Raw genomic sequence first — 18,350 nt, forward strand, 5'->3', positions numbered from 1 at the left:
TCGGGCATCGCGCGGTCGTCGCGCATCAGGAGCCGTGGGGCTGAAAACACCCTTTCCCCGTCATTCCCGCGAAGGCGGGAATCCAGCGTGAGCCGCGGTCAGCGGCGACATGAGTCCCCAAGGTTTTGGCCTTGGAGACACCGTCTGGATCCCAGCCTTCGCTGGGATGACGATGGAAACGTGGGTTCCGGCCCGCTCGCCATCGGATGCGTCACACGGTCAGGCCGCGCGCCCGCGCCATGGTCAGGGCGGTGTCCTCGATCATGTCCTCCTGGCCGCCGACCATGCCGCGGCGGCCCAGTTCCACCAGGATCTCGCGGGCGGACACGCCGTATTTCGCCTCCGCCCGCTTGGCGAACAGCAGGAACGAGGAATAGACGCCGGCAAAGCCCAGGGTCAGGGAATCGCGGTCGATGCGGATCACGTGGTCCATGATCGGCACCACCCGGTCCTCGGCCACGTCGCCGATCTTGAAGGTGTCCACGCCGGTCTCGATGCCCATGCGCTCGCACACCGCCACCAGCACCTCCATCGGCGTGTTGCCGGCCCCGGCCCCCAGACCCGCGGCGGCGGCGTCGATGCGGGTGGCCCCGGCCTTCACCGCGGCGATGGAGTTGGCGACACCCATCGCCAGATTGTGGTGCCCGTGGAAGCCCAGCTCGGTTTCCGGCTTCAGCGCATCGCGCACGGCGGCAAGGCGCACCGTCACGTCGTCGGGCAGCATGTAGCCGGCGGAATCGGTGACATAGACGCAGTTGGCGCCGTAGCCCTCCATCAGTTTGGCCTGCTGCACCAGCGTGTCCGGGCCGGCCATGTGCGCCATCATCAGAAAGCCCACGGTGTCCAGCCCCAGCTTGCGGGCCAGCGTGATGTGCTGTTCCGACACGTCGGCTTCGGTGCAGTGGGTCGCCACGCGGATGGTGTTGACGCCCAGCCCGTGGGCCATGCGCAGATGGTCCACCGTGCCGATGCCGGGCAGCAGCAGCGCCGACACCTTGGCCCGCTTCATCCGCGGGATGACGGTGCCGAGATACTCTTCGTCGGAATGGGCGGGAAAGCCGTAGTTGATGGACGAACCGCCCAGCCCGTCGCCGTGGGTGACCTCGATCAGCGGAACGCCCGCCTCATCCAGGCCGGTGGCGATGGCCACCATCTGGTCCAGGGTCATCTGGTGACGCTTGGGATGCATCCCGTCCCGCAGCGTCATGTCGTGCAGCGTGATCTTGGTGCCGCGCAGAGTCATTGCCCGTGTCCCCCTCAGTCCGCCGCCGGCACCAGGGCCGGCGTGTCGTTGCGCAGCATTCCTTCGGCCAGCATCTCGGCGGTGCGGGCCGCGGCGGCGGTCATGATGTCCAGATTGCCGGCGTATTTCGGCAGGTAGTCGCCCAGCCCCTCCACCTCCAGGAAGACGGAGACGCGGTTGCCGTCGAACACCGGCCCGTTCACCAGCCGGTAGCCGGGGACGTAGGTGTTCACCTCGGCGATCATGGCGTGGATGGACGCGGTGATGGCGGCGCGGTCCGGCTCCCCTTCGGTCAGGCAATGCACGGTGTCGCGCATGATGAGCGGCGGGTCGGCGGGGTTGATGATGATGATGGCCTTGCCGCGCCTGGCTCCGCCCACCTTTTCGATGGCGCCGGCGGTGGTGCGGGTGAATTCGTCGATGTTCTTGCGCGTGCCGGGGCCGGCGCTGCGCGAGCTGATGGCGGCGACGATTTCGCCATAGGCCACCGGCTGCACCCGCGAGATGGCGGCGATGATCGGGATGGTCGCCTGCCCGCCGCAGGTGACCATGTTGACGTTGGTTTCCCCGCGCCCGATCAGTTCCGTCAGATTGACCGGCGGCACGCAGAACGGGCCGATGGCCGCCGGGGTCAGGTCGATCATGACCACGCCCAATTCATTGAGCTTGCGGCTGTTCTCCGCGTGGACATAGGCCGAGGTGGCGTCGAAGGCGATGCGGATGCCCTCGGCCTGCACATGGGGCAGCAGCCCGTCAACACCGTCCGCCGTGGTCTTCAGCCCCAGCGCGCGCGCCTTGGCCAGCCCGTCCGACGCCGGGTCGATGCCCACCATCCACACCGGTTCCAGCACCGGGCTGCGCTGCAGCTTCGCCAGCAGGTCGGTGCCGATGTTGCCGGGGCCGATCAGGGCGCATTTGATCTTCGCGGTCATGAATCCTTCCTCACATTAGGCGGGATCGAACAGGGCGGTGACGCTGCCCAGCCCGTCGATGACGGCTTCGAACCGCCCGCCGTCCTGGGCGGACACCGCCACCATGGGGCCGAGCGCGCCGGTCAGCACGATGTCGCCGGCCAGCAGCGGCCGCCCGCAGCGCACCATGATGTCGGCCAGCCACACCGCCGCCGTCAGCGGGTTGCCCAGACACGCCCGCCCGCTGCCCTGCGATACGGTTTCACCGTCGCGGGTCATGGTCATGGTGCAGGCGGCGATGTCGAAATCACCCAGCCGCCGCGGGCGCCCGCCCAGCACGAACAGCCCGCTGGACGCGTTGTCGGCCACCGTGTCCACAAAGCGGATGTTCCAGCCGGCGATGCGGCTGTCCACGATCTCGATGGCCGGCAGGGCGTAGTCGGTGGCGTCGATGATGTCGGCGTAGGTGTGGCGCTCGCGGGTCAGGTCGCGGCCCACCACCAGGGCGATTTCCGCCTCCACCTTCGGCTGGATCAACCGGTTTGCTGCGACGGGTTCGCCGTCGCCCACCGCCATGTCGGCGAACAGCATGCCGAAATCGGGCTGATCGACGCCAAGCTGGGTCTGCACCGCCTTCGACGTCAGGCCGATCTTGCGGCCCGCCAGACGCCGCCCGCCGGCCAGCCACGCGCGGGTATTGGCCTCCTGCACCGCGTAAGCCCCGTCGGGGCCGGCGTCGGCCAGACGGTCGCGCAAGGGGGCGATGGGCTGCCCGCTTTCCGCGGCGGCCCGAAGCAGGGCCGCCGCATCGTCAGCGTTGAGAAGGGTTGCCGTATCGGTCATTTCAGCAGCCGCCATTGGTTGTCCTTGATGGTCACGAGCACGATGGCGCCGGGGTCGTAGCCGGCATGGTCGGCGCCGGTGATGGTGTAGACGCCGTTGGTGCCCACCAGCCCGGCGGTGCGTTCGATGTGGTCGCGCACGGCGGTGCGGAACGCGGGCGTGCCCGGCTGTACCTTGTCCTTCAGCGCCGCCGCCATGGCGTTCTGCAGGATCAGCCACGCATCCCACGACGCGCCGGCGAAGGTGGAGCGGGTGTCGGCCCCGTTCTTGGCCTCCAGTTCCTTGACGAAGGCGACGCCCGCCGCCTTGGCCGGGTGGCTGTCGGGAAGCTGCTCGGCCACCAGCACCGGGCCGACGGGCAGGATGGCGCCTTCCACCGCCTTGCCGCCGACGCGCAGGAATTCCTTGCTGGTGACGCCGTGGGACTGATAGATGCGGCCCTTGTAGCCGCGTTCGCGCAGCGTGATCTGCGGCATGGCCGCCGGGGTGCCCGACGCGCCGATGAACACCACGTCGGGCTTGGCGGCGATGATCTTCAGCGCCTGCGCCTGTACGCTGGGATCGGTGCGGCCATAGCGTTCGGTGGCGACGATGCGGACCTTGCCGTCGGTCAGGCGGGTCAGCGCCTTGAGCAGCAGATCGCCCCAGGAGTCGGAAAAGCCGATGAAGCCCACCGTCTTGACGCCGCCCGCCACCATGTCGTCCACGATGCGCTGAACCATCAGGTCGGCGCTGGGTTCGGAGCGGAAGATGAACGCGCGCTTGTCGCCGGTCACATCCAGCGGGGCCACCGACACCATCGGCACGCCCTCGGCGTTCGCCACGTCGGCCATGGCGGTGGCGGTGCTGATCAGGTTGGGGCCGAGCAGGGCGTCAACCTTGTCCTCGCTGATCAGCTTGCGCACGTTCTTCACGCCGCTGGTGGGGTCGGTGGCGTCGTCCAGCAGGATGACGTTCACCTTTTCCCCGCCGATGCTGGTGGGGAACAGGGCCGCGGCCTTGCGGGTTTCGGCACCCAGGGCCGCGGCGGGGCCGGTCAGGGACGCGACCACGCCGATGGTGATGTCGGCGGACGCCGGCCCCGCGGCCAGGGCCGCCGTCAGCCCGGCCGCCGCCAGGGCAAGGCGCTGGTGAAGCTTCATCGTGCGTTTCCTCTTCGCTGTTTTTTAATTGTTCGGGCCGTTACTGATCGACGCGGCGGAAGGCGCCGTTGAGATAGACCAGGGCCTGCCCGTCCTCGCGCTCGCGGGTCGCCAGCACCTCGCACAGGAAGGCGTGGTGAGTGCTTTCGTCGAACACCTTGACCACCCGGCAATCGAACACCGCCAGCGCACCGGCCAGCGTGGGCGCGCCGGTGGTCAGCGTGTCCCACTGGCCATAGGTGAAGCGGTCCTCGCCGCGCACGTCGGGGATCATGCCGGCGAACGCCTTGGCGACGTCCTCCTGCTCTCCGGCCAGGGCGTTGACGCTGAGAGCGCCGCTTTTCAGGATGGCCTCGTCGGCGGCGACCGCCTTGTTGACGAACACCACCAGCCGCGGCGGGTCGGCGGTGACCGAGCACACGGCGGTGGCGGTCAGGCCCAGGCGGCTGCCGCCCTCGCTGACCGCGATCACCGACACCCCGGCGGCCATGTGGCGCATGCTGCGCTTGTGCGCGTCGGTGGCGACGGTGGGCATCTCGGCCAGGGGCGCGCTGGGCGTCCAGTCGAGAAGCTGGTTGATGGTGTGGTGGCCGTTGGCGGCAGGTGTGGGGGCGAGGGTGACGGTGGTCATGGCGTGTCCCTTTCCCGCTTACACGCGCGCGCCGAACTGGTTGCCCGCCGGCAGCGGGTTGCCCAGCATGTAGCCGCCCAGCAGGTCGCCGATATCGTCCTGGTTCTGGGTGATGTGGTTGGCGCCCACCAGGATGTCGCGCATCTGGCGCTGCATGGGGTTGTTCAGCCACACGCCGCGGGTCGCGGTCTTCTTGAACACCATGTGCGCGGCCTCGAACACCTCGCCGCCGGTGAACATGTTGGTGGCGAAGTGGCGCACCCGCACGTCCAGCGGCACCAGCTCGCCGCGGGAGACATAGGACCACGCCTCGTCGGTGTTCATCAGGATGCGGGCGGCGGCCCCGGTGATCTTGGCCTCGGCCTCGCCCAGCTTGCCCTTGACGAACGGGTTCTGGGTGGCCGCACCCACGGCCTGGGAGATGTTCTGCCGCGGCTTCATGTGCTCCACGTACAGATCCACCATGCCGCGCGCCATGCCGGTGATGACCGACGACACCGCCGCGTAGAACACATAGAGGAACGGCATCTTGTACAGCGGGTTCAGCCCGCCGTGGCTGTCCTGGTCGTAGTTGATGATGCTGTGGGTGCGGTAGGCGGGGATGAACACGTCGCGGATGCGCAGCTTCTTGCTGCCGGTGCCGGCCAGACCGACCACGTGCCAGTCGTCGATGATCTCGTAGTCCTTGGCCTCGATCCAGAACGCCTTGTAGTCGATCAGCTTGCCGTCGTCGGTGAACAGGCGGGCACCGACGAAGGCGCCGCCGTGGGCGTGGTCGCAGCCGCTGGAGGTCAGCCAGTCGCCGTTCAGCACGTAGCCGCCGTCCACCGCCTTCACCGTGCCGAACGGGGCGTAGGACGACGACACCAGCCGCGTGTCGTCCTGGCTCCACAGTTCATCGCCGCAGCGCGGGTCCAGCAGCCCCACCTCGAACGGGTGGACGCCCAGCACCATCACGTTCCACGCGCTGGACGGGCAGCCGCGGCCCAGCTCCATCAGCACCTTGTTCAGCACGTTGGGGTGCATCTCGTACCCGCCCCAGCGGCGGGGCTGGAGGATGCGGAAGAAGCCGGCGTCGTGGAACGCCTGAATGGTCTCGGTGGATACCATGCGCGCCTGTTCGCAGGCGTCGGCCCGCTCGCGCAGCCACGGGATCATCTCCCGCGCGCGGCCGACCAGTTCGTCTTCGCTGGGGGTGGCGATGGTCATGCTGTTCATGATCCGGGTGTTCCTTGGCAGAAGAAGGGGGGAGGGGGCGGTCGGGCGGGCCGGTTCAGGCCGGCTGGGCGCTGACCACGCCGTAACCGGCGATCCATTCGGAAATCGGCCGGTAGTAATCGGTGCGGGCGGTGTAGGGGCCGGCGGCGGCGGAGAGGGCTGCGAAGGCCGCGACCCAGGTGCGGATCTCGTGGGTGGAGCGGCCCGCGGCCTTGGAGATCTCCTCCACCGAGAAACCGTCCACATCGGCCAGCCGGCCCGACGTCAGGGTTTCGATGAAGGTCAGATCCCAGTCGGGGTTCAGCGGCGTCAGCGGGCTGTCCGGCGTGCCGTAGACCTTGCCGGCGGCAATGGTGCGGGCCTGGCGGGCGGCGCGCGCTTCCGGCGTCGGGTTGCGCCCGGCGATGAGGAAGTTGGCGATCTCGTCCGGCGCGCCGGCCAAGAGCGGCACCGGCGGTTCGTGGGACAGCCCGCCGGTGCCCAGCACCAGCACCCGCTTGTTCAGCGTGGCGAGGAAACGGCCCACCGCCTCCCCCAGCTTGCGGATGCGGCGGTAGGGGGCGAAGGGCGGCGCCACCGAATTGATGATGATCGGCACCACCGGATAGCGGGTCAGGCTGCCGGTCAACTCTTCCAACGTCTGGGTGCAGCCGTGGTCCACCTGCAAACGGTGGGACAGGGCGATGTCCACGTCCGAGTCCAGGATGAAGCGCGCCATTGACAGCGCCGTGTCCCGGTCCACCGACAGCGGACCCGGCAAGGTCTTGTAATCGGCCACCGATTCCGCCGCCGTGGCGATGACGAACGGCGGCATCAGGTCATAGAACAGGCCGTTGTAATGGTCGGGCGCGAAGATCACGATCAGTTCGGGATCGAAGGCTTCGACCTCCGCGCGGGCTTGGGCGAGGACCGCATCGACTTCGCGGACAACCTCCTCACCAGGGTCGTTCAGTCCGCGCAAGGGTGTGTGTGACAGGCATTTGACGGTGATGGTCATGAATGGCCCCCGAAAGGCAAAGAGATCCCGGCCACTCCAAAAGGAGTGGAGAAAATTTTCCTAATTTTTTCTTTTGGTATCAGGGGATTTTGCAGCGCCGAAGCGATGGGCCGGGCAAGGTCATCTTTGCCATGGACGTTTTATTCTCCCCAGAACGCGCTTTTTATTTTGTTCGGCCATTTTATGAAACGGGATGGGTGATAACAATCTTGTTCTCATGGATGTGCACAATGTGCACAACATTGAAGAAGAAGGAATTTTCGACGCACAGGAGCGGTTTGATGAGCGTTTCCGCCGACGGCCCGTACCGTCATGTGCAGGGGTTGAGCCGTGGGCTGGCCGTCCTGCACGCCATCAGCCGCACCGCCAACGGTTGCGCCACCATCGGCGATCTCAGCACCGTCACCGGACTGCACCGCACCACGGTGCAGCGTCTGTTGAAGACTTTGGAGACCGAAGGGTACGTGCGCCGCAGCGCGTCCGACGGCAGCTACCGGCTGGCGCACAAGATCCGGCAGTTGGGCGACGGCTTCACCGACGACGAATGGATTTCCGAAATCGCCGCCCCGGTGCTGGGCGAACTGCTGCAAAAGCTGATCTGGCCGTCGGACCTGTGCACCATCGACGGCACCAGCATGCTGGTGCGCGAAACCACCCACCGTTTCAGCCCGCTGTCGTTCCACCGCGCCATGGTCCGCCAGCGCATGCCGGTGCTGAGCACCGCCGCCGGCCGCGCCTATCTCGCCCATTGCGGCCCGGAGGAGCGGGAGGAGATCCTGCGCATGGTCGTTGCCGGCGGCGGGGAACAGGCGGCCATCGCCCGCAACCGCCCGGCGGTGGAGCGCATCATCGAGCGCGTCCACCGCCAGGGCTATGCCAGCAACGACGGCGAATGGACCGAACAGAGCAAGGTCGGGGCGCTGGCGCTGGCGCTCGGTCACCGCGGGCGGGTGCTGGGGGCGATCAACGTGGTGTTTTTGAAAAAGGCGGTGACCATCGAACAGGCGGCGGAACGCTACCTGCCCCCCCTGCGCGCCGCCGTCGCGCGCATCGACGCCCTGCTGGGCGCCACGCCCCACCCGTTGATCGGGGAATAGGGGGGCGTGCCGTGATGGTGCGGAGTCCGTTCCGGGCTTGCGCCCCGAAACGGAGGAGCCCTGTCACGCCGCCCCCCGGCCCGACGGTTTCAGCGGCTGGCGGCCGGCCAGCAGGCCGGCCAGCAGGGCTTCGGGCGGGGGAACATGGATGGGCAGGGGGGCGGCCAGCAGAAGCTGAAGCACCGCCGTATGAACGGACCGGCAACCGCCGAGGTCGATGCCGGTGGCGGTGCCGGACTGCAGAAGCTCCAGCAGCCGCTCGGCCTCTTCCACCGGGCAGGCATCCTCCAGGCGGATGGTGGTTCCCTCGAGCCGGATCATTCCACAAGCTCCTTCAGATTCATCACCAGCAGCACCCGTCCGTCACCCAGCAGGGCCGTGCCCAGATAGCCGGGCATGCCGGCCAGCGGACCGTCCAGCGGTTTCACGATCACTTCCATCCCCTCGCCGAAGGCTTCGATGGCAAGGCCGACCGGCTGCTTGTCGATGCGCACCACCAGGACGGCGACCTCCTCGGCCTCGGCCTTGGGCGGCAGGTCCAGCACGCGGTCCAGATGAACCAGCGGGATGATGCGGTCGCGCAGCAGGAACGCTTCCTTGTCCTTGATCGCCACCACGTCGGCGCGGGGGATGCGGACGGTTTCGGCGATTTCGTCCATGGGGATGCCGAACTGGCGCCCCGACACCTCCAGCGTCATCACCCGCGTCACCGCCATGCTGAGCGGCAGGTGCAGGCTGACCGTGGTGCCGGAGCCGGGGATGCTGGTCAGCTCCACCCGCCCGCCGGTCTTTTCGATGGCGGTGCGCACGGCGTCCATGCCCACGCCCCGCCCGCTGACGTCGGTCACGGCGGCGGCGGTGGAAAAGCCGGCGGCGAAGATCAGGTTCATCGCCTCCCCATCGCTCAGCCGCAGGGCGGCATCGCGGTCCATCAGCCCCTTTTCCACCGCCTTGTCCCGCATCAGCGCCGGGTCGATGCCGCGGCCGTCGTCGGCGATGCGGATGATCACCTGGTCGTTGTCCTGGCTGGCCGCCAGGGTCAGGCGGGCGGTGTCCGGCTTGCCGGCGGCGGCGCGGTCGGTCTCGATCCCGTGGTCCAGGCTGTTGCGCACCAGATGCAGGATCGGTTCGAACAGGTTTTCGATGACCGTCTTGTCCGCCTGGGTGTCCTCGCCCTCGATCACCAGATCGACGTGCTTGTTCAGCTTGCGCGACAGGTCGCGGACCAGACGGGGGAAGCGCTGGAACACCGTGGACACCGGCAGCATCCGCACCTGCATGATGCTGTTGCGCAGTTCCAGCGCGATGCGGTCGATGACGGCGTGCTGCTCCTTGATCTCCCGCGCCATCTCGCGCGAGCCATAGACGTTCTCCGCCCGCCGCGCCAGGAAGGGCAGGCTGTTCTTGGCCACCACCAGCTCGCCGATCAGGTTCATCAGCGCGTCGATGCGCCCCTGGTCCACCCGCAGCACGGTGGAGGGCCGCTCGCCCCCGTCGTGCGTGCCGCCGTTGGCCGGGCTGGCGGCGCCGGTGTTGCCGTTGCCCGCTGCCGGCGCGGTCTTGGCCGCGGGAGCGGGCTGAGCCGGGGCGCCGGCCGGTGCCGGGGCCTTGGGTGCCGTGGCGGCCTTCTTGAGCGTCTTCCTCGGCGCCGCCGGCGTGTGGACGGGGGTGGGGGGCGGCGGGTTCAGGATACCGGCGATGGCGTCCAGCAGCGGTTTCGCCGCCGTGGCGTCCAGGGCGGCGGTGCCGGCCCGCAGCACCCGTTCGGCGTCGTCGTTCCGCCCGCTGAAGCGCAGGGCATTGGCCGCCACCTTGGCCGCCGCACCGATGCTGCCGGACAGCCACACGGCGGAGCGCACGGCGGCCAGCGTCCGGCACTGTTCGTTCAGCACCCGCAGCACGGCCTCGCTCAGCGGCGGCGGGGGCGGCGGCGGGGGACCGTCCGCCGTTTCTTGCGCGGCGGCCTCATCCCCGGCGGCAGCACCGCCGTGCAGGGCGGCGATCAGCGCCTCCAGGACCGCCGGGTCCATGCCCTCGGCCCCGGCCAGCCGGGCCAGACGGCGCAGGAGCGTGGCGGCGGCGGCATCGTCGCCGGCCTCTTCCTCGGCCATGGTGCGGGCGGCCTCGGCCAGGCCGGCGCGGTCGCCGCGCTCCAGCAGCAGCGCCAGCGGCTCGGCCAGGGCGGATGCCGGGCCGGTGACCGGGCGCAGCCCGGCCAGCGCCAGATCCGCCGGGGCGATGTCGGTGATCTCCGTCTGGTCGCCCACATAGCGCAGCAGGTGGGCGACCTCCTTGCGCGGGGCGGTGGTCAGAACCTGGAAGGCGAGCACGCAGGAGAACGGGTCATATTCCGCCAGCGGCGTCCAGGCGGCGGGCGGCACCACCGCCAGGTGGGTGCTGTCGGGCACCTGCACCATCAGGGCCAGCGGGTCGTCACCCTTGAAGAAGCACTGGGATTCCGGGCGGTAGCTCACGGCCAGAACCGGCAGCCCCGCCACCCCGGCCCGTTCCACCGCGTCGGTCAGCGCACCGTCCGGCACATGGTCCAGCCACGCGGGCAGGGCGGCGGCGTCTTCGCCGCCATCGTCCGCGTCCCCGTCCCTGGTGGCGTCCTCGTCCGCCGGGGCGCCGTTCAGCCAGCCGCGCAGGGCGGCGATGACCGGGCGCCCGCGCAGGGCGGCGGTGTCGGGCAGGGATTCGGTGTCTTCGATGTGGTCCAGCCACACCGCCACCAGATCCAAGGCCGCCAGGATCTGGTCCAGCATGGCCGGATCCAGCACCAGCCGCTGTTCGCGCAGGGCCACCAGCAGGTCTTCGCCCGCGTGCAGCACCGCGGTCAGGGCGGGAAAGTCGAACAGCCCCGACGATCCCTTCAGCGTGTGGACCGAGCGGAAGACGCCGTTGAGCAGGGCCGTGCTGTGGGGGTCGCGTTCCAGCCCCAGCAGGCCGTCGGTGGTCGCGGCGATCTGCTCGCGGGCTTCCACCAGAAACTGGGCGAGAAGGGGACTCATGGCTCGGTCGCTCCCGTCATGATGGCGGCGAACAGGCGCAGGTCATCGACGCTGATGGGTTTGACCAGATACAGGTTCACCCCCACCGCGCGGGCGGCGGCGATGTCCTTGTCGCGGTTCAGCGTGCTGGTCATCATCACCGGCAGACAGGCGATCTCTTCGGTGGTGCGCAGGGTGCGGACAAAGGTCAGCCCGTCCATCTTGGGCATGTTCACATCGACCAGGATCAGGTCGTAGGGGCCGCTCAGCGCCTTTTCCAGCGCCTCGATGCCGTTGAACGCCTCGTCCACGGTGTAGCCGCCGGGCTGTTCCAGCGCCTGCCGGTAATAGGCCCGCACCAGCGCGGCGTCGTCCACGATCAGAAGCCGTTTGGGGGGGCGGGGGCGGATGTGCGCGTCGTTGCCGTGGCTCATCGGGCTGGCCTCTGGTAGACGATCGCGTCCGCGAACCGGCGGACGGCGAACAGCGGGGAAATCCGGCTCATGGATTCGGAATGGCCCAGGCAGACGAAACCGCCGGGGCGCAGGCTGGAATACATGCTGTCCGCCACCTCGCGGCGGGACACGTCGTCGAAATAGATCAGCATGTTGCGGCAGAAGATGACGTCGATGTTCTCCATCGCCGCCATCTGCGCGCGGTCGAAGGCGTTGATGCGGGTGAATTCGATGGACCCGCGCAGGGATTCCACGATCTGCCAGCGGTCGGACGTGGGCCGTTCGAAATAGCGGTCCAGCACCCATTTGGGCAGCCGCTGCACCGAGCGCGCGTCGTAGATGCCCCGCCGGGCCGCCCCCAGCACCTGGGTGTCGATGTCGGAGGCGATGATCTCCACGTCGTAGCGGTCCACGTCGGCCCAGTTTTCCAGCAGCCACATGGCGATGGAATAGGGTTCCTCCCCCGTGGAACAGGGCAGGGACCAGATGCGCACCGGCTCGCCGCGGCGCTTGGTGCGCACCACCTCGGGCAGGATGGAATTGGCCAGACAGGCGAACTGGTACTCTTCGCGCCAGAAATAGGTTTCGTTGACGGTCAGACTGTTGATGATCTCTTCCAGCTCGCGGCCCGTGGTGTCGAACCGCAGCAGCGCCAGATACGACTGCACGCTGCTGACCCCGGTGCGCTCCACCCGGTCCAGGATCCGGCGGTCGATGAAATAGCGCTTTGCCTCCCCATACGACAGACCGGTGCGGCGGTAGATGAATTCGCAAAAGCGCGCGAATTCCTCGTCCGTCACGGTGGTGGGCTGGGATTCGCCGCTCGTCCTGGGCATCGCCATGGGGGATGTCCCTTTCAGTCGGTGGGAAGACGGGACAGGGCGGTTTCCACCGAAAACCGCAGGAAGGGGTTTTCGGGGATGCGTTGCAGCACGGCGGTCAGGGCCGCCGCCGTTTCCACCGTGCCGATCTCGGCCAGCACGTCGATGAAGGCACAGCAAACGTTGATCTCCTCCTCCGTCGCCAGCAGGTGTTCCAGCGTCTGGACCGTGGCCACCCCCGCCCGCCCGCGGGCGATTTCGGCGGCCATGATGCGCACCTGCGGGTCGGGATCGCGGACCAGCGCGTCGAAGAAGGGCAGGGCGTCCGGCCCCATGTCGGCCAGCGCCTCGGCGGCGGCGAAGCGGCACCCGGCCCGGTCGGAGCGCAGCAGCGGCGCCAGCGCCGCCGCCGCCGCCGGCCCGCCGATGGCGACCAGATTGAGCACCAGCGCCTCGACCACGCGGGTGTCCTCCTCCACCTCCAGCCGCCCGGCGATCAGCGCGATGGCGTCGGGGAAGGCGCGGCAGGCGCGGGCGGCACCCCGGCGGGTGTCGGGGCTCTCGGCGTTCAGGTCCGCCAGCACGGCATCCCGGCTGGGGGTGTCCTTGTCGGCGCCGCCGGCGGGGGCGGCCGTCCCGGATGGGGCCTTCACGAGCGGCATGTCAACGCACCCACTTTTCCAGTTGTTCGGCAACACGGTGGACGGGCAGAACCACGTCGGCCCCACCCCGGCGGATCAGATCCTGGGGCATCCCCCAGACCACGGCGGTTTCTTCCGATTCCGCGATGGTGCGGCCCCGGCGGTCGCGCAGGGCGGTCATGGCCGCCGCCCCGTCGTTGCCCATGCCGGTCAGCAGCACGCCGATCAGCCGGGCGGGGTCCACCACCTCCAGCGCGCTTTCGACCATGCGGTCCACGCTGGGGTGCCAGATGTGGCTGGGCGATGCCGGGGCCGGCAGCGCCGTCAGGCCGTTGGGCCGGCGCGCGATCAGCAGGTCGGCGTCGCCGCGGGCGATATAGGCGGTGCCGGCGCGCAGCAGGGTGGGGCTTTCCACCTCCTCCACCGTGATGGCGCTGGCCCCGTTCAGGCGGCGGGCCAGAACCCCGGTGAAATTGGCCGGCATGTGCTGGCAGATGACCACCGGCCAGCGGAAATCGGCGGGCAGCAGCGGCAGGATGCAGTCCAGCGCCCCCGGCCCGCCGGTGGACACCCCGATCAGCACCAGCCCGTTGACCGCCGCCGGGGCGGGTGCGGCAGCGGCGGCGGCGGCACGGGGGCGGGGGGGGCCGAGATCGGCGTGCTGGCGGCGGATGCGCTGGGCCAGGTTGCGGGTGCGCAGCCGTGCCTTGGCCGCGGCCCGCACCTTGGCCACCAGTTCGCGTTCGATGGTGTCGATGGTCAGCGACACCGTGCCGTCGGGCTTGGGGATGAAATCCACCGCCCCCAGTTCCAGCGCCTCCAGCGTCGCCAACGCCCCCTTGGACGTCAGCGACGACACCATGACCACGGGCCGTGGGCTTTCGGTCATGATGTGGCTGAGACAGGTCAGCCCGTCCATCTCCGGCATGTTGACGTCGAGCGTCACCACGTCGGGCTGCTGGTCGCGCACCGCGGCCAGCGCCTCGGCGCCGTTGCGGGCGAAGGTGATCTCGAAATCGCCTTCGGCCCCGAAGATCCGTCCCATATGGCGCCGCATCAGGGCGGAATCATCGACGATGAGCAGCTTGATCATGGCCGGCAGTCACGGTTGGAAACGGTGGGAGCGGGGGGCGGCGGGGCAGCGGGGCGGGTCAGGCGGCTTCGCCCGCATAGTCGCCGACCGCCGCCACCTCGGCGGTGTCGAGCAGGTTGTCCACGTCGAGCAACAGGATCATGCGCTTGCTCTTTTCCAGGTTGGCGACCCGGCCGATCAGGCGGGCCTGCTCGTCGGACATGGACGGGGTGGGGCCGATGGCGGAGCGGGGGATCTTCAGCACCTCCGACACGCTGTCCACGATGAAGCCGGTGCGCTTGCCGCCGATGGTGAAGACCATGATCCGCTGGCGGTCGTTGCGGGCCACCTCGGGCAGGTCGAAGCGGCGGCGCTGGTCGATCACCGGCAGGACGGAACCGCGCAGGTTGACCACCCCCTCGATGAAGCTGGCGGTCTTGGGCACGCGGGTCAGCTCGTCGGGAACGCGGACGATCTCGTTCACGCTGCCGATGGGGGCGCCGTATTCCTCGTTGCCCAGGCGGAAGACGACGAACTGTTCCTCCTCGTCCACCACGATGGTGCGGGCGGATGTCTCCTCGGCCATGTCGGTGTTCTCCTGATCCTGAACGGCGGCAAGGGCCGAACGCACGGCGTCGTGGTGGAACAGCTTTTCGGCGGACAGGATCGACACCAGCCGCCGCCCGTTGTTCAGCCGGCAGATGGACTGGATCTCGCCCCGCCCGTCGCCCAGCATGGCCGGCAGCGGGTCCACCACGTCCTTGCGCACGCGCAAGACCTCGCGCACCGTGTCCATCACCACGCCGACCGAGTTGCGCTCGTCCAGCGGCACGACGACGATCTTGCTGCGCTCGTCCAGCGGCGTTTCCGGCAGCCGGAACATGGCCCGCAGGCTGACCAGCGGCAGCAGCCGGTTGCGCAGCGTCATCACCCCCAGCACATAGCTGTCGGTGCGGGGGATGCGGCTGATGGTGTCGGGCACCTGCACGATTTCCTGCACGCTTTCGATGCCCAGCGCGTATTCCTGCCGGGCCACCTCGAAGCTGACGAGCTGGAGTTCGTCGCTGACCCCATCCTCGGCCTGGGCACGTCCGGCGTCGCCGGATGCGGCCACCCGTGCGGCGCGGGCACGGGCCGCACTCTCGCCGCCGTTCTCCCGCTGGATCAGCCGCTGGGGGTCGATGATCATGATCATGGCGTGGCCGCTGACGCCCTTGATCATGCCGCGCAGCAGGTCGGTTTCCACCGTGGCCTGGATGGTTTCGGCGGCTTCGATCTGGTTGGGGTCCACGGTGACCACGGCGGCCATGCGGTCCACCACGAACCCCACCGGGATGCCCTGGTTCAGCACCACCACGCGGGTGGAGTCGTCGTGGTCGCGGTCCTCGAACTGGAAGATCCGGCGCAGGCTGGTCACCGACATGACCGCACCGCGCAGGTTGGCCAGCCCTTCCAGGCTGGCCGGGCTTTTGGGCACGCCGACCACGGGCGGCATGCGGATGATTTCCTGCACCTCGGCCAGCGGCACCGCGAACATCTCGTCCTTGACGTAGAAGGTCACGTATTGCCGCGTGTCACCGACGGAGCCTGTTCCGGCGGCTGCCCCGGTGGAAGCCGGTGTGTTGATGTTCATGGGTCAACCCTTTCGCGTGCGGGTGTGGCGCTTGCGGGTCGCCCCTCAGTCGGCGGAGTTCTGCAGTTCGTCGGCCAGGCTGGCGATCTCTTCGACGGCGGCGGCCAGTTCCTCGGCCCCGCGGGCCTGCTGCTTGGCGGCGGCGGCGGCTTCCTGTGCGGCGCGGGAGGCCTCCTCGGAGGCCGCCGCGATCTGCTGCACGCCCTTCTTGGCCTCCTCCAGCGCCGACAGGATCTCTTCGGAGCCGCGGCGGATGCTGTCGTTGCCGTCCACCACCACGCCCATGTCGCGGGCGGCGTTGGCGAGGTTGAGGGTGATGGCCTTGTTCTTCTCCACTTCCGCCAGGGCGGAGGTGGCGATCTGTTCCAGGTCGTTGCGCACGGCGACGATCTGGTCCTGGGTGGCCTTCACCACGTCCTTGATGCGGTCGGCGTTCTCGGCGCTGTCGCGGGCCAGGTTGCGGATGTCGGTGGAGACCACGGCGAAGCCCTTGCCGAATTCACCGGCGCGCGCCGCCTCGATGGAGCCGTTGACCGCCAGCATGTTGGTCTGCACCGCCACCGTGGAGATGGCGTCCACGATCTTGTCGATGCGGCGGCTGACCTGCTCCAGGTTGTTCATGAGCTGGTTGGACTTGCGGGTCTCGTCCAGCGCCTGGCCCACGCCCTCGATCAGCCCCTCGATGGCCTTGTTGCTGTCGCCCAGCAGCTTGGCCAGAAACTGGGCGCGCTCCAGCGCTTCCCCGGAATTGTCCTGGAACAGCTTGGCGCTGCGCTCGATCTGGTTGATGGCGGCGGAGGATTGCTGGGTGGCGGCGGAGGACTGCTGCGCGCCCTTGGAGATCTGCTCGACCGCGGCCATGATCTGGGCGGCGGCGCTGGAGATCTCCTGCACCGCGGCGGACAGTTCCTCGGCGGCGGACGCCACCTCTTCGGCACTCTTGGTGATGTCGGTGGAGTTGCGCAGTTCCTCCGCGATGGTCTGCAGCTCGCCCGAGGCGGTCTGGGACTGGCCCAGGGCCGCGGTCTGCTGATCGACGGTGCGCAGGGCCTCGTCGCAGGCGGCGGACTGTTCCTCGGCGGCCGCCGCGATGCTTTCCGATCCCTTCTGGGCCTCGCGGGCGGCGCGTTCGGCCTCGACGGACGCGGACGCGATGTCGCCCGCCCCCTTGGCCAGCGCCTGCATGTCGGTGCGGATCTGTTCGAGCTGTCCGCTGACGGTGCGGCCCTTGTCCACCTCGCCCTTGGCGGCCTCGGCGGCGATGTTGATGCCCTGGGCGATGACCTTCACTTCGCTCTGGATCTGGCCCACCAGCTCCTGAATGTCGCGCGCACTCTTTTCCGAGGTTTCGGCCAGGGTGCGCACCTCGTCGGCGACGACGGCGAAGCCCTTGCCGTGCTGGCCGGCGCGGGCGGCCTCGATGGCGGCGTTCAGCGCCAGGAGGTTGGTCTGGTCGGCGATGCGGGCCACGGCCTTGACGATCTCGCCGATGTTGGCGGCCTGCTTCTCAAGCTCCACCACCATATCGACCGAGGCCAGCTGGCGCTCGGCGTTGGCGCCGATGCTGGTGACCGAGGCGGCGATCTGGGTGCTGACCTCGGCCAGCAGGATCTGGAGCTGGTTGGATTTCTGCCGGCTGACGTCGGCCTGATCCTTGGATTCCAGGATGGCCCTGGAGATGTTGGTGATGGCGGTCAGCGATTCCTGGGCGGCCCCCGACGCTTCCTGGGCGCCGGTGGCGATCTGCTCCATGGATTTGCGCAGTTGATCGGACGCGGACGCCGATTCGGAAATGCCGCTGGCCATCTGCGACGTGGCCGAGGCCACCCGCTCGGCGACCTTCTGCTGGCGGGCGAAGGTGCGCGCGCGCTTGCGCTGGGCATCGGCCGTGGCGCTGCTGCGCACGCTGCCGGAGGCCGTTCCCGTGCCCGCGGTTCCCGGTTGGCCAATGTCCGCCTTCTTCACCAGTGCCATCTTCCACTCCGTCTCGATCGTTCGCCCTTCATGGCGCGCGGCACTGTGGCACCGCCCCGGCGGCGGGGGCAGATGGGGGCAACCCTATTGGGGTGCGCCCTATCAGGGTCAACCCCAATACGAAACGAATAGGGACATATTCAAAAGAACGGATAGATCGAACAAGAGTATGGACGTGACGCAAATGTTTTGGCAGGATTTCAATCGTGCGGTCACATGATTACAAGAAAGAAATAATTATGGGATTCATGGTGTTGTCCTGGACCGACGACATGTCGGTGGGTGATGAGCTTGTCGATCATCAGCATCGGGAAATACTCTCTTTGATTGCGCGGCTGTCTTCTTGCGCCAAAAAGCCGGCGGCGCAGGACGAGGCGTTTCCGGCCATGACCGCCCTTCTGGCCTGTCTGGACGAGCATTTCGCCGAGGAAGAGAGGCAGATGCTCGATGTCCGCTATGCCGGGGCCGACGAACACCGGCGCGAACACGATGCCATGACCCGGACCCTGCGCACGCTCAGGGCGTCGGTGCGCACGCCGGCGGATCTGATCCACGCCACCATCACCATCCTGCCCCGCTGGGTCGCCAGCCATCAGGCCAGCCTGGACCGGGAACTGTGCCATCATGCCGCCCTGCGCCTGGGCGTGACGCCCCGTCTGCGCACGGCAAGCCGTTTCTGACA

The 18,350-nt window shown here is 68.6% G+C and carries 17 protein-coding genes; 2 read left to right on the top strand and 15 right to left on the bottom strand.

All coding sequences use genetic code 11. The features are described from left to right. Positions 1 to 211 precede the first annotated feature (211 nt). From dmpG to M2352_RS21355, 7 genes are read right to left on the bottom strand one after another with little or no spacing between them, the layout of a single operon-like run. A complete protein-coding gene (dmpG, locus tag M2352_RS21325; RefSeq protein ID WP_264666548.1) occupies positions 212 to 1,243 on the bottom strand; it encodes a 4-hydroxy-2-oxovalerate aldolase in 1,032 nt (343 codons plus the stop codon). A gap of 14 nt (positions 1,244 to 1,257) precedes the next feature. Continuing rightward, positions 1,258 to 2,175, bottom strand: coding sequence for an acetaldehyde dehydrogenase (acetylating) (locus M2352_RS21330; protein ID WP_264666549.1), 918 nt, complete (start codon positions 2,173 to 2,175; stop codon positions 1,258 to 1,260). Between the two features lie 15 nt (positions 2,176 to 2,190). Continuing rightward, complete coding sequence (gene mhpD, locus M2352_RS21335) at positions 2,191 to 2,997, bottom strand: 2-keto-4-pentenoate hydratase (protein WP_264666550.1); 807 nt, start codon at positions 2,995 to 2,997, stop codon at positions 2,191 to 2,193. Further along, complete coding sequence (locus tag M2352_RS21340; protein WP_264666551.1) at positions 2,994 to 4,139, bottom strand: ABC transporter substrate-binding protein; 1,146 nt, start codon at positions 4,137 to 4,139, stop codon at positions 2,994 to 2,996. Before M2352_RS21340 ends, mhpD begins: the two co-directional genes overlap by 4 nt. A gap of 40 nt (positions 4,140 to 4,179) precedes the next feature. Continuing rightward, on the bottom strand, positions 4,180 to 4,770 hold the full coding sequence (locus M2352_RS21345) for a flavin reductase family protein (RefSeq protein WP_264666552.1): 591 nt from the start codon (positions 4,768 to 4,770) through the stop codon (positions 4,180 to 4,182). Between the two features lie 18 nt (positions 4,771 to 4,788). After that, positions 4,789 to 5,988, bottom strand: a complete 1,200-nt coding sequence (locus M2352_RS21350; RefSeq protein ID WP_264666553.1) for an acyl-CoA dehydrogenase family protein — start codon at positions 5,986 to 5,988, stop codon at positions 4,789 to 4,791. Positions 5,989 to 6,043: 55 nt separating this feature from the next. Next, on the bottom strand, positions 6,044 to 6,985 hold the full coding sequence (locus M2352_RS21355) for a 3-carboxyethylcatechol 2,3-dioxygenase (protein WP_264666554.1): 942 nt from the start codon (positions 6,983 to 6,985) through the stop codon (positions 6,044 to 6,046). A gap of 281 nt (positions 6,986 to 7,266) precedes the next feature. Here M2352_RS21355 and M2352_RS21360 point away from each other — a divergent pair, with 281 nt between their 5' ends. After that, entirely contained in the window at positions 7,267 to 8,082 is an 816-nt protein-coding gene (locus M2352_RS21360; protein ID WP_264666555.1) for a DNA-binding transcriptional regulator, read from the top strand. Positions 8,083 to 8,145: 63 nt separating this feature from the next. Here M2352_RS21360 and M2352_RS21365 read toward each other — a convergent pair whose 3' ends face one another. From M2352_RS21365 to M2352_RS21400, 8 genes are read right to left on the bottom strand one after another with little or no spacing between them, the layout of a single operon-like run. Beyond that, a complete protein-coding gene (locus tag M2352_RS21365; RefSeq protein ID WP_264666556.1) occupies positions 8,146 to 8,403 on the bottom strand; it encodes a hypothetical protein in 258 nt (85 codons plus the stop codon). Continuing rightward, positions 8,400 to 11,093, bottom strand: coding sequence for a chemotaxis protein CheA (locus M2352_RS21370; protein WP_264666557.1), 2,694 nt, complete (start codon positions 11,091 to 11,093; stop codon positions 8,400 to 8,402). The genes M2352_RS21365 and M2352_RS21370 overlap by 4 nt, the downstream gene beginning before the upstream one ends. Beyond that, the gene (locus tag M2352_RS21375) at positions 11,090 to 11,506 is read right to left on the bottom strand and encodes a response regulator (protein ID WP_264666558.1); all 417 of its coding nucleotides are present in this window, start codon (positions 11,504 to 11,506) and stop codon (positions 11,090 to 11,092) included. Before M2352_RS21375 ends, M2352_RS21370 begins: the two co-directional genes overlap by 4 nt. Continuing rightward, positions 11,503 to 12,369 carry a CheR family methyltransferase gene (locus tag M2352_RS21380; RefSeq protein ID WP_264666559.1) on the bottom strand — a complete coding sequence of 289 codons (867 nt, stop codon included), beginning with the start codon at positions 12,367 to 12,369 and terminating at the stop codon, positions 11,503 to 11,505. Before M2352_RS21380 ends, M2352_RS21375 begins: the two co-directional genes overlap by 4 nt. A gap of 14 nt (positions 12,370 to 12,383) precedes the next feature. Beyond that, on the bottom strand, positions 12,384 to 13,010 hold the full coding sequence (locus tag M2352_RS21385) for a HEAT repeat domain-containing protein (protein WP_264666560.1): 627 nt from the start codon (positions 13,008 to 13,010) through the stop codon (positions 12,384 to 12,386). Between the two features lies 1 nt (position 13,011). Further along, positions 13,012 to 14,082 (bottom strand): chemotaxis-specific protein-glutamate methyltransferase CheB, encoded by a 1,071-nt coding sequence (cheB, locus tag M2352_RS21390; RefSeq protein WP_264666561.1) that lies wholly within the window; start codon positions 14,080 to 14,082, stop codon positions 13,012 to 13,014. Between the two features lie 58 nt (positions 14,083 to 14,140). After that, positions 14,141 to 15,694, bottom strand: coding sequence for a chemotaxis protein CheW (locus M2352_RS21395; RefSeq protein WP_264666562.1), 1,554 nt, complete (start codon positions 15,692 to 15,694; stop codon positions 14,141 to 14,143). Between the two features lie 45 nt (positions 15,695 to 15,739). Beyond that, positions 15,740 to 17,668, bottom strand: a complete 1,929-nt coding sequence (locus tag M2352_RS21400) for a methyl-accepting chemotaxis protein (protein ID WP_264666563.1) — start codon at positions 17,666 to 17,668, stop codon at positions 15,740 to 15,742. A gap of 248 nt (positions 17,669 to 17,916) precedes the next feature. Between M2352_RS21400 and M2352_RS21405 the strand changes: the two genes are divergently transcribed. Beyond that, positions 17,917 to 18,348, top strand: coding sequence for a bacteriohemerythrin (locus tag M2352_RS21405; RefSeq protein ID WP_264666564.1), 432 nt, complete (start codon positions 17,917 to 17,919; stop codon positions 18,346 to 18,348). The last annotated feature ends 2 nt before the right edge of the window (positions 18,349 to 18,350 follow it).

This window comes from Azospirillum fermentarium (assembly GCF_025961205.1).
Lineage (GTDB): Bacteria > Pseudomonadota > Alphaproteobacteria > Azospirillales > Azospirillaceae > Azospirillum > Azospirillum fermentarium.

Excerpts from the sequence above, each read along its gene's own strand:
- M2352_RS21330 (WP_264666549.1), bottom strand. The coding sequence starts at position 2,175 with ATGACCGCGAAGATCAAATGCGCCCTGATCGGCCCCGGCAACATCGGC.
- M2352_RS21355 (WP_264666554.1), bottom strand. The coding sequence starts at position 6,985 with ATGACCATCACCGTCAAATGCCTGTCACACACACCCTTGCGCGGACTG.
- mhpD (WP_264666550.1), bottom strand. The coding sequence starts at position 2,997 with ATGACCGATACGGCAACCCTTCTCAACGCTGACGATGCGGCGGCCCTG.
- M2352_RS21385 (WP_264666560.1), bottom strand. The coding sequence starts at position 13,010 with ATGCCGCTCGTGAAGGCCCCATCCGGGACGGCCGCCCCCGCCGGCGGC.
- dmpG (WP_264666548.1), bottom strand. The coding sequence starts at position 1,243 with ATGACTCTGCGCGGCACCAAGATCACGCTGCACGACATGACGCTGCGG.
- M2352_RS21395 (WP_264666562.1), bottom strand. The coding sequence starts at position 15,694 with ATGAACATCAACACACCGGCTTCCACCGGGGCAGCCGCCGGAACAGGC.
- M2352_RS21345 (WP_264666552.1), bottom strand. The coding sequence starts at position 4,770 with ATGACCACCGTCACCCTCGCCCCCACACCTGCCGCCAACGGCCACCAC.
- M2352_RS21400 (WP_264666563.1), bottom strand. The coding sequence starts at position 17,668 with ATGGCACTGGTGAAGAAGGCGGACATTGGCCAACCGGGAACCGCGGGC.
- M2352_RS21350 (WP_264666553.1), bottom strand. The coding sequence starts at position 5,988 with ATGAACAGCATGACCATCGCCACCCCCAGCGAAGACGAACTGGTCGGC.
- M2352_RS21375 (WP_264666558.1), bottom strand. The coding sequence starts at position 11,506 with ATGAGCCACGGCAACGACGCGCACATCCGCCCCCGCCCCCCCAAACGG.
- M2352_RS21405 (WP_264666564.1), top strand. The coding sequence starts at position 17,917 with ATGGTGTTGTCCTGGACCGACGACATGTCGGTGGGTGATGAGCTTGTC.
- M2352_RS21360 (WP_264666555.1), top strand. The coding sequence starts at position 7,267 with ATGAGCGTTTCCGCCGACGGCCCGTACCGTCATGTGCAGGGGTTGAGC.
- cheB (WP_264666561.1), bottom strand. The coding sequence starts at position 14,082 with ATGATCAAGCTGCTCATCGTCGATGATTCCGCCCTGATGCGGCGCCAT.
- M2352_RS21370 (WP_264666557.1), bottom strand. The coding sequence starts at position 11,093 with ATGAGTCCCCTTCTCGCCCAGTTTCTGGTGGAAGCCCGCGAGCAGATC.
- M2352_RS21365 (WP_264666556.1), bottom strand. The coding sequence starts at position 8,403 with ATGATCCGGCTCGAGGGAACCACCATCCGCCTGGAGGATGCCTGCCCG.
- M2352_RS21380 (WP_264666559.1), bottom strand. The coding sequence starts at position 12,369 with ATGGCGATGCCCAGGACGAGCGGCGAATCCCAGCCCACCACCGTGACG.
- M2352_RS21340 (WP_264666551.1), bottom strand. The coding sequence starts at position 4,139 with ATGAAGCTTCACCAGCGCCTTGCCCTGGCGGCGGCCGGGCTGACGGCG.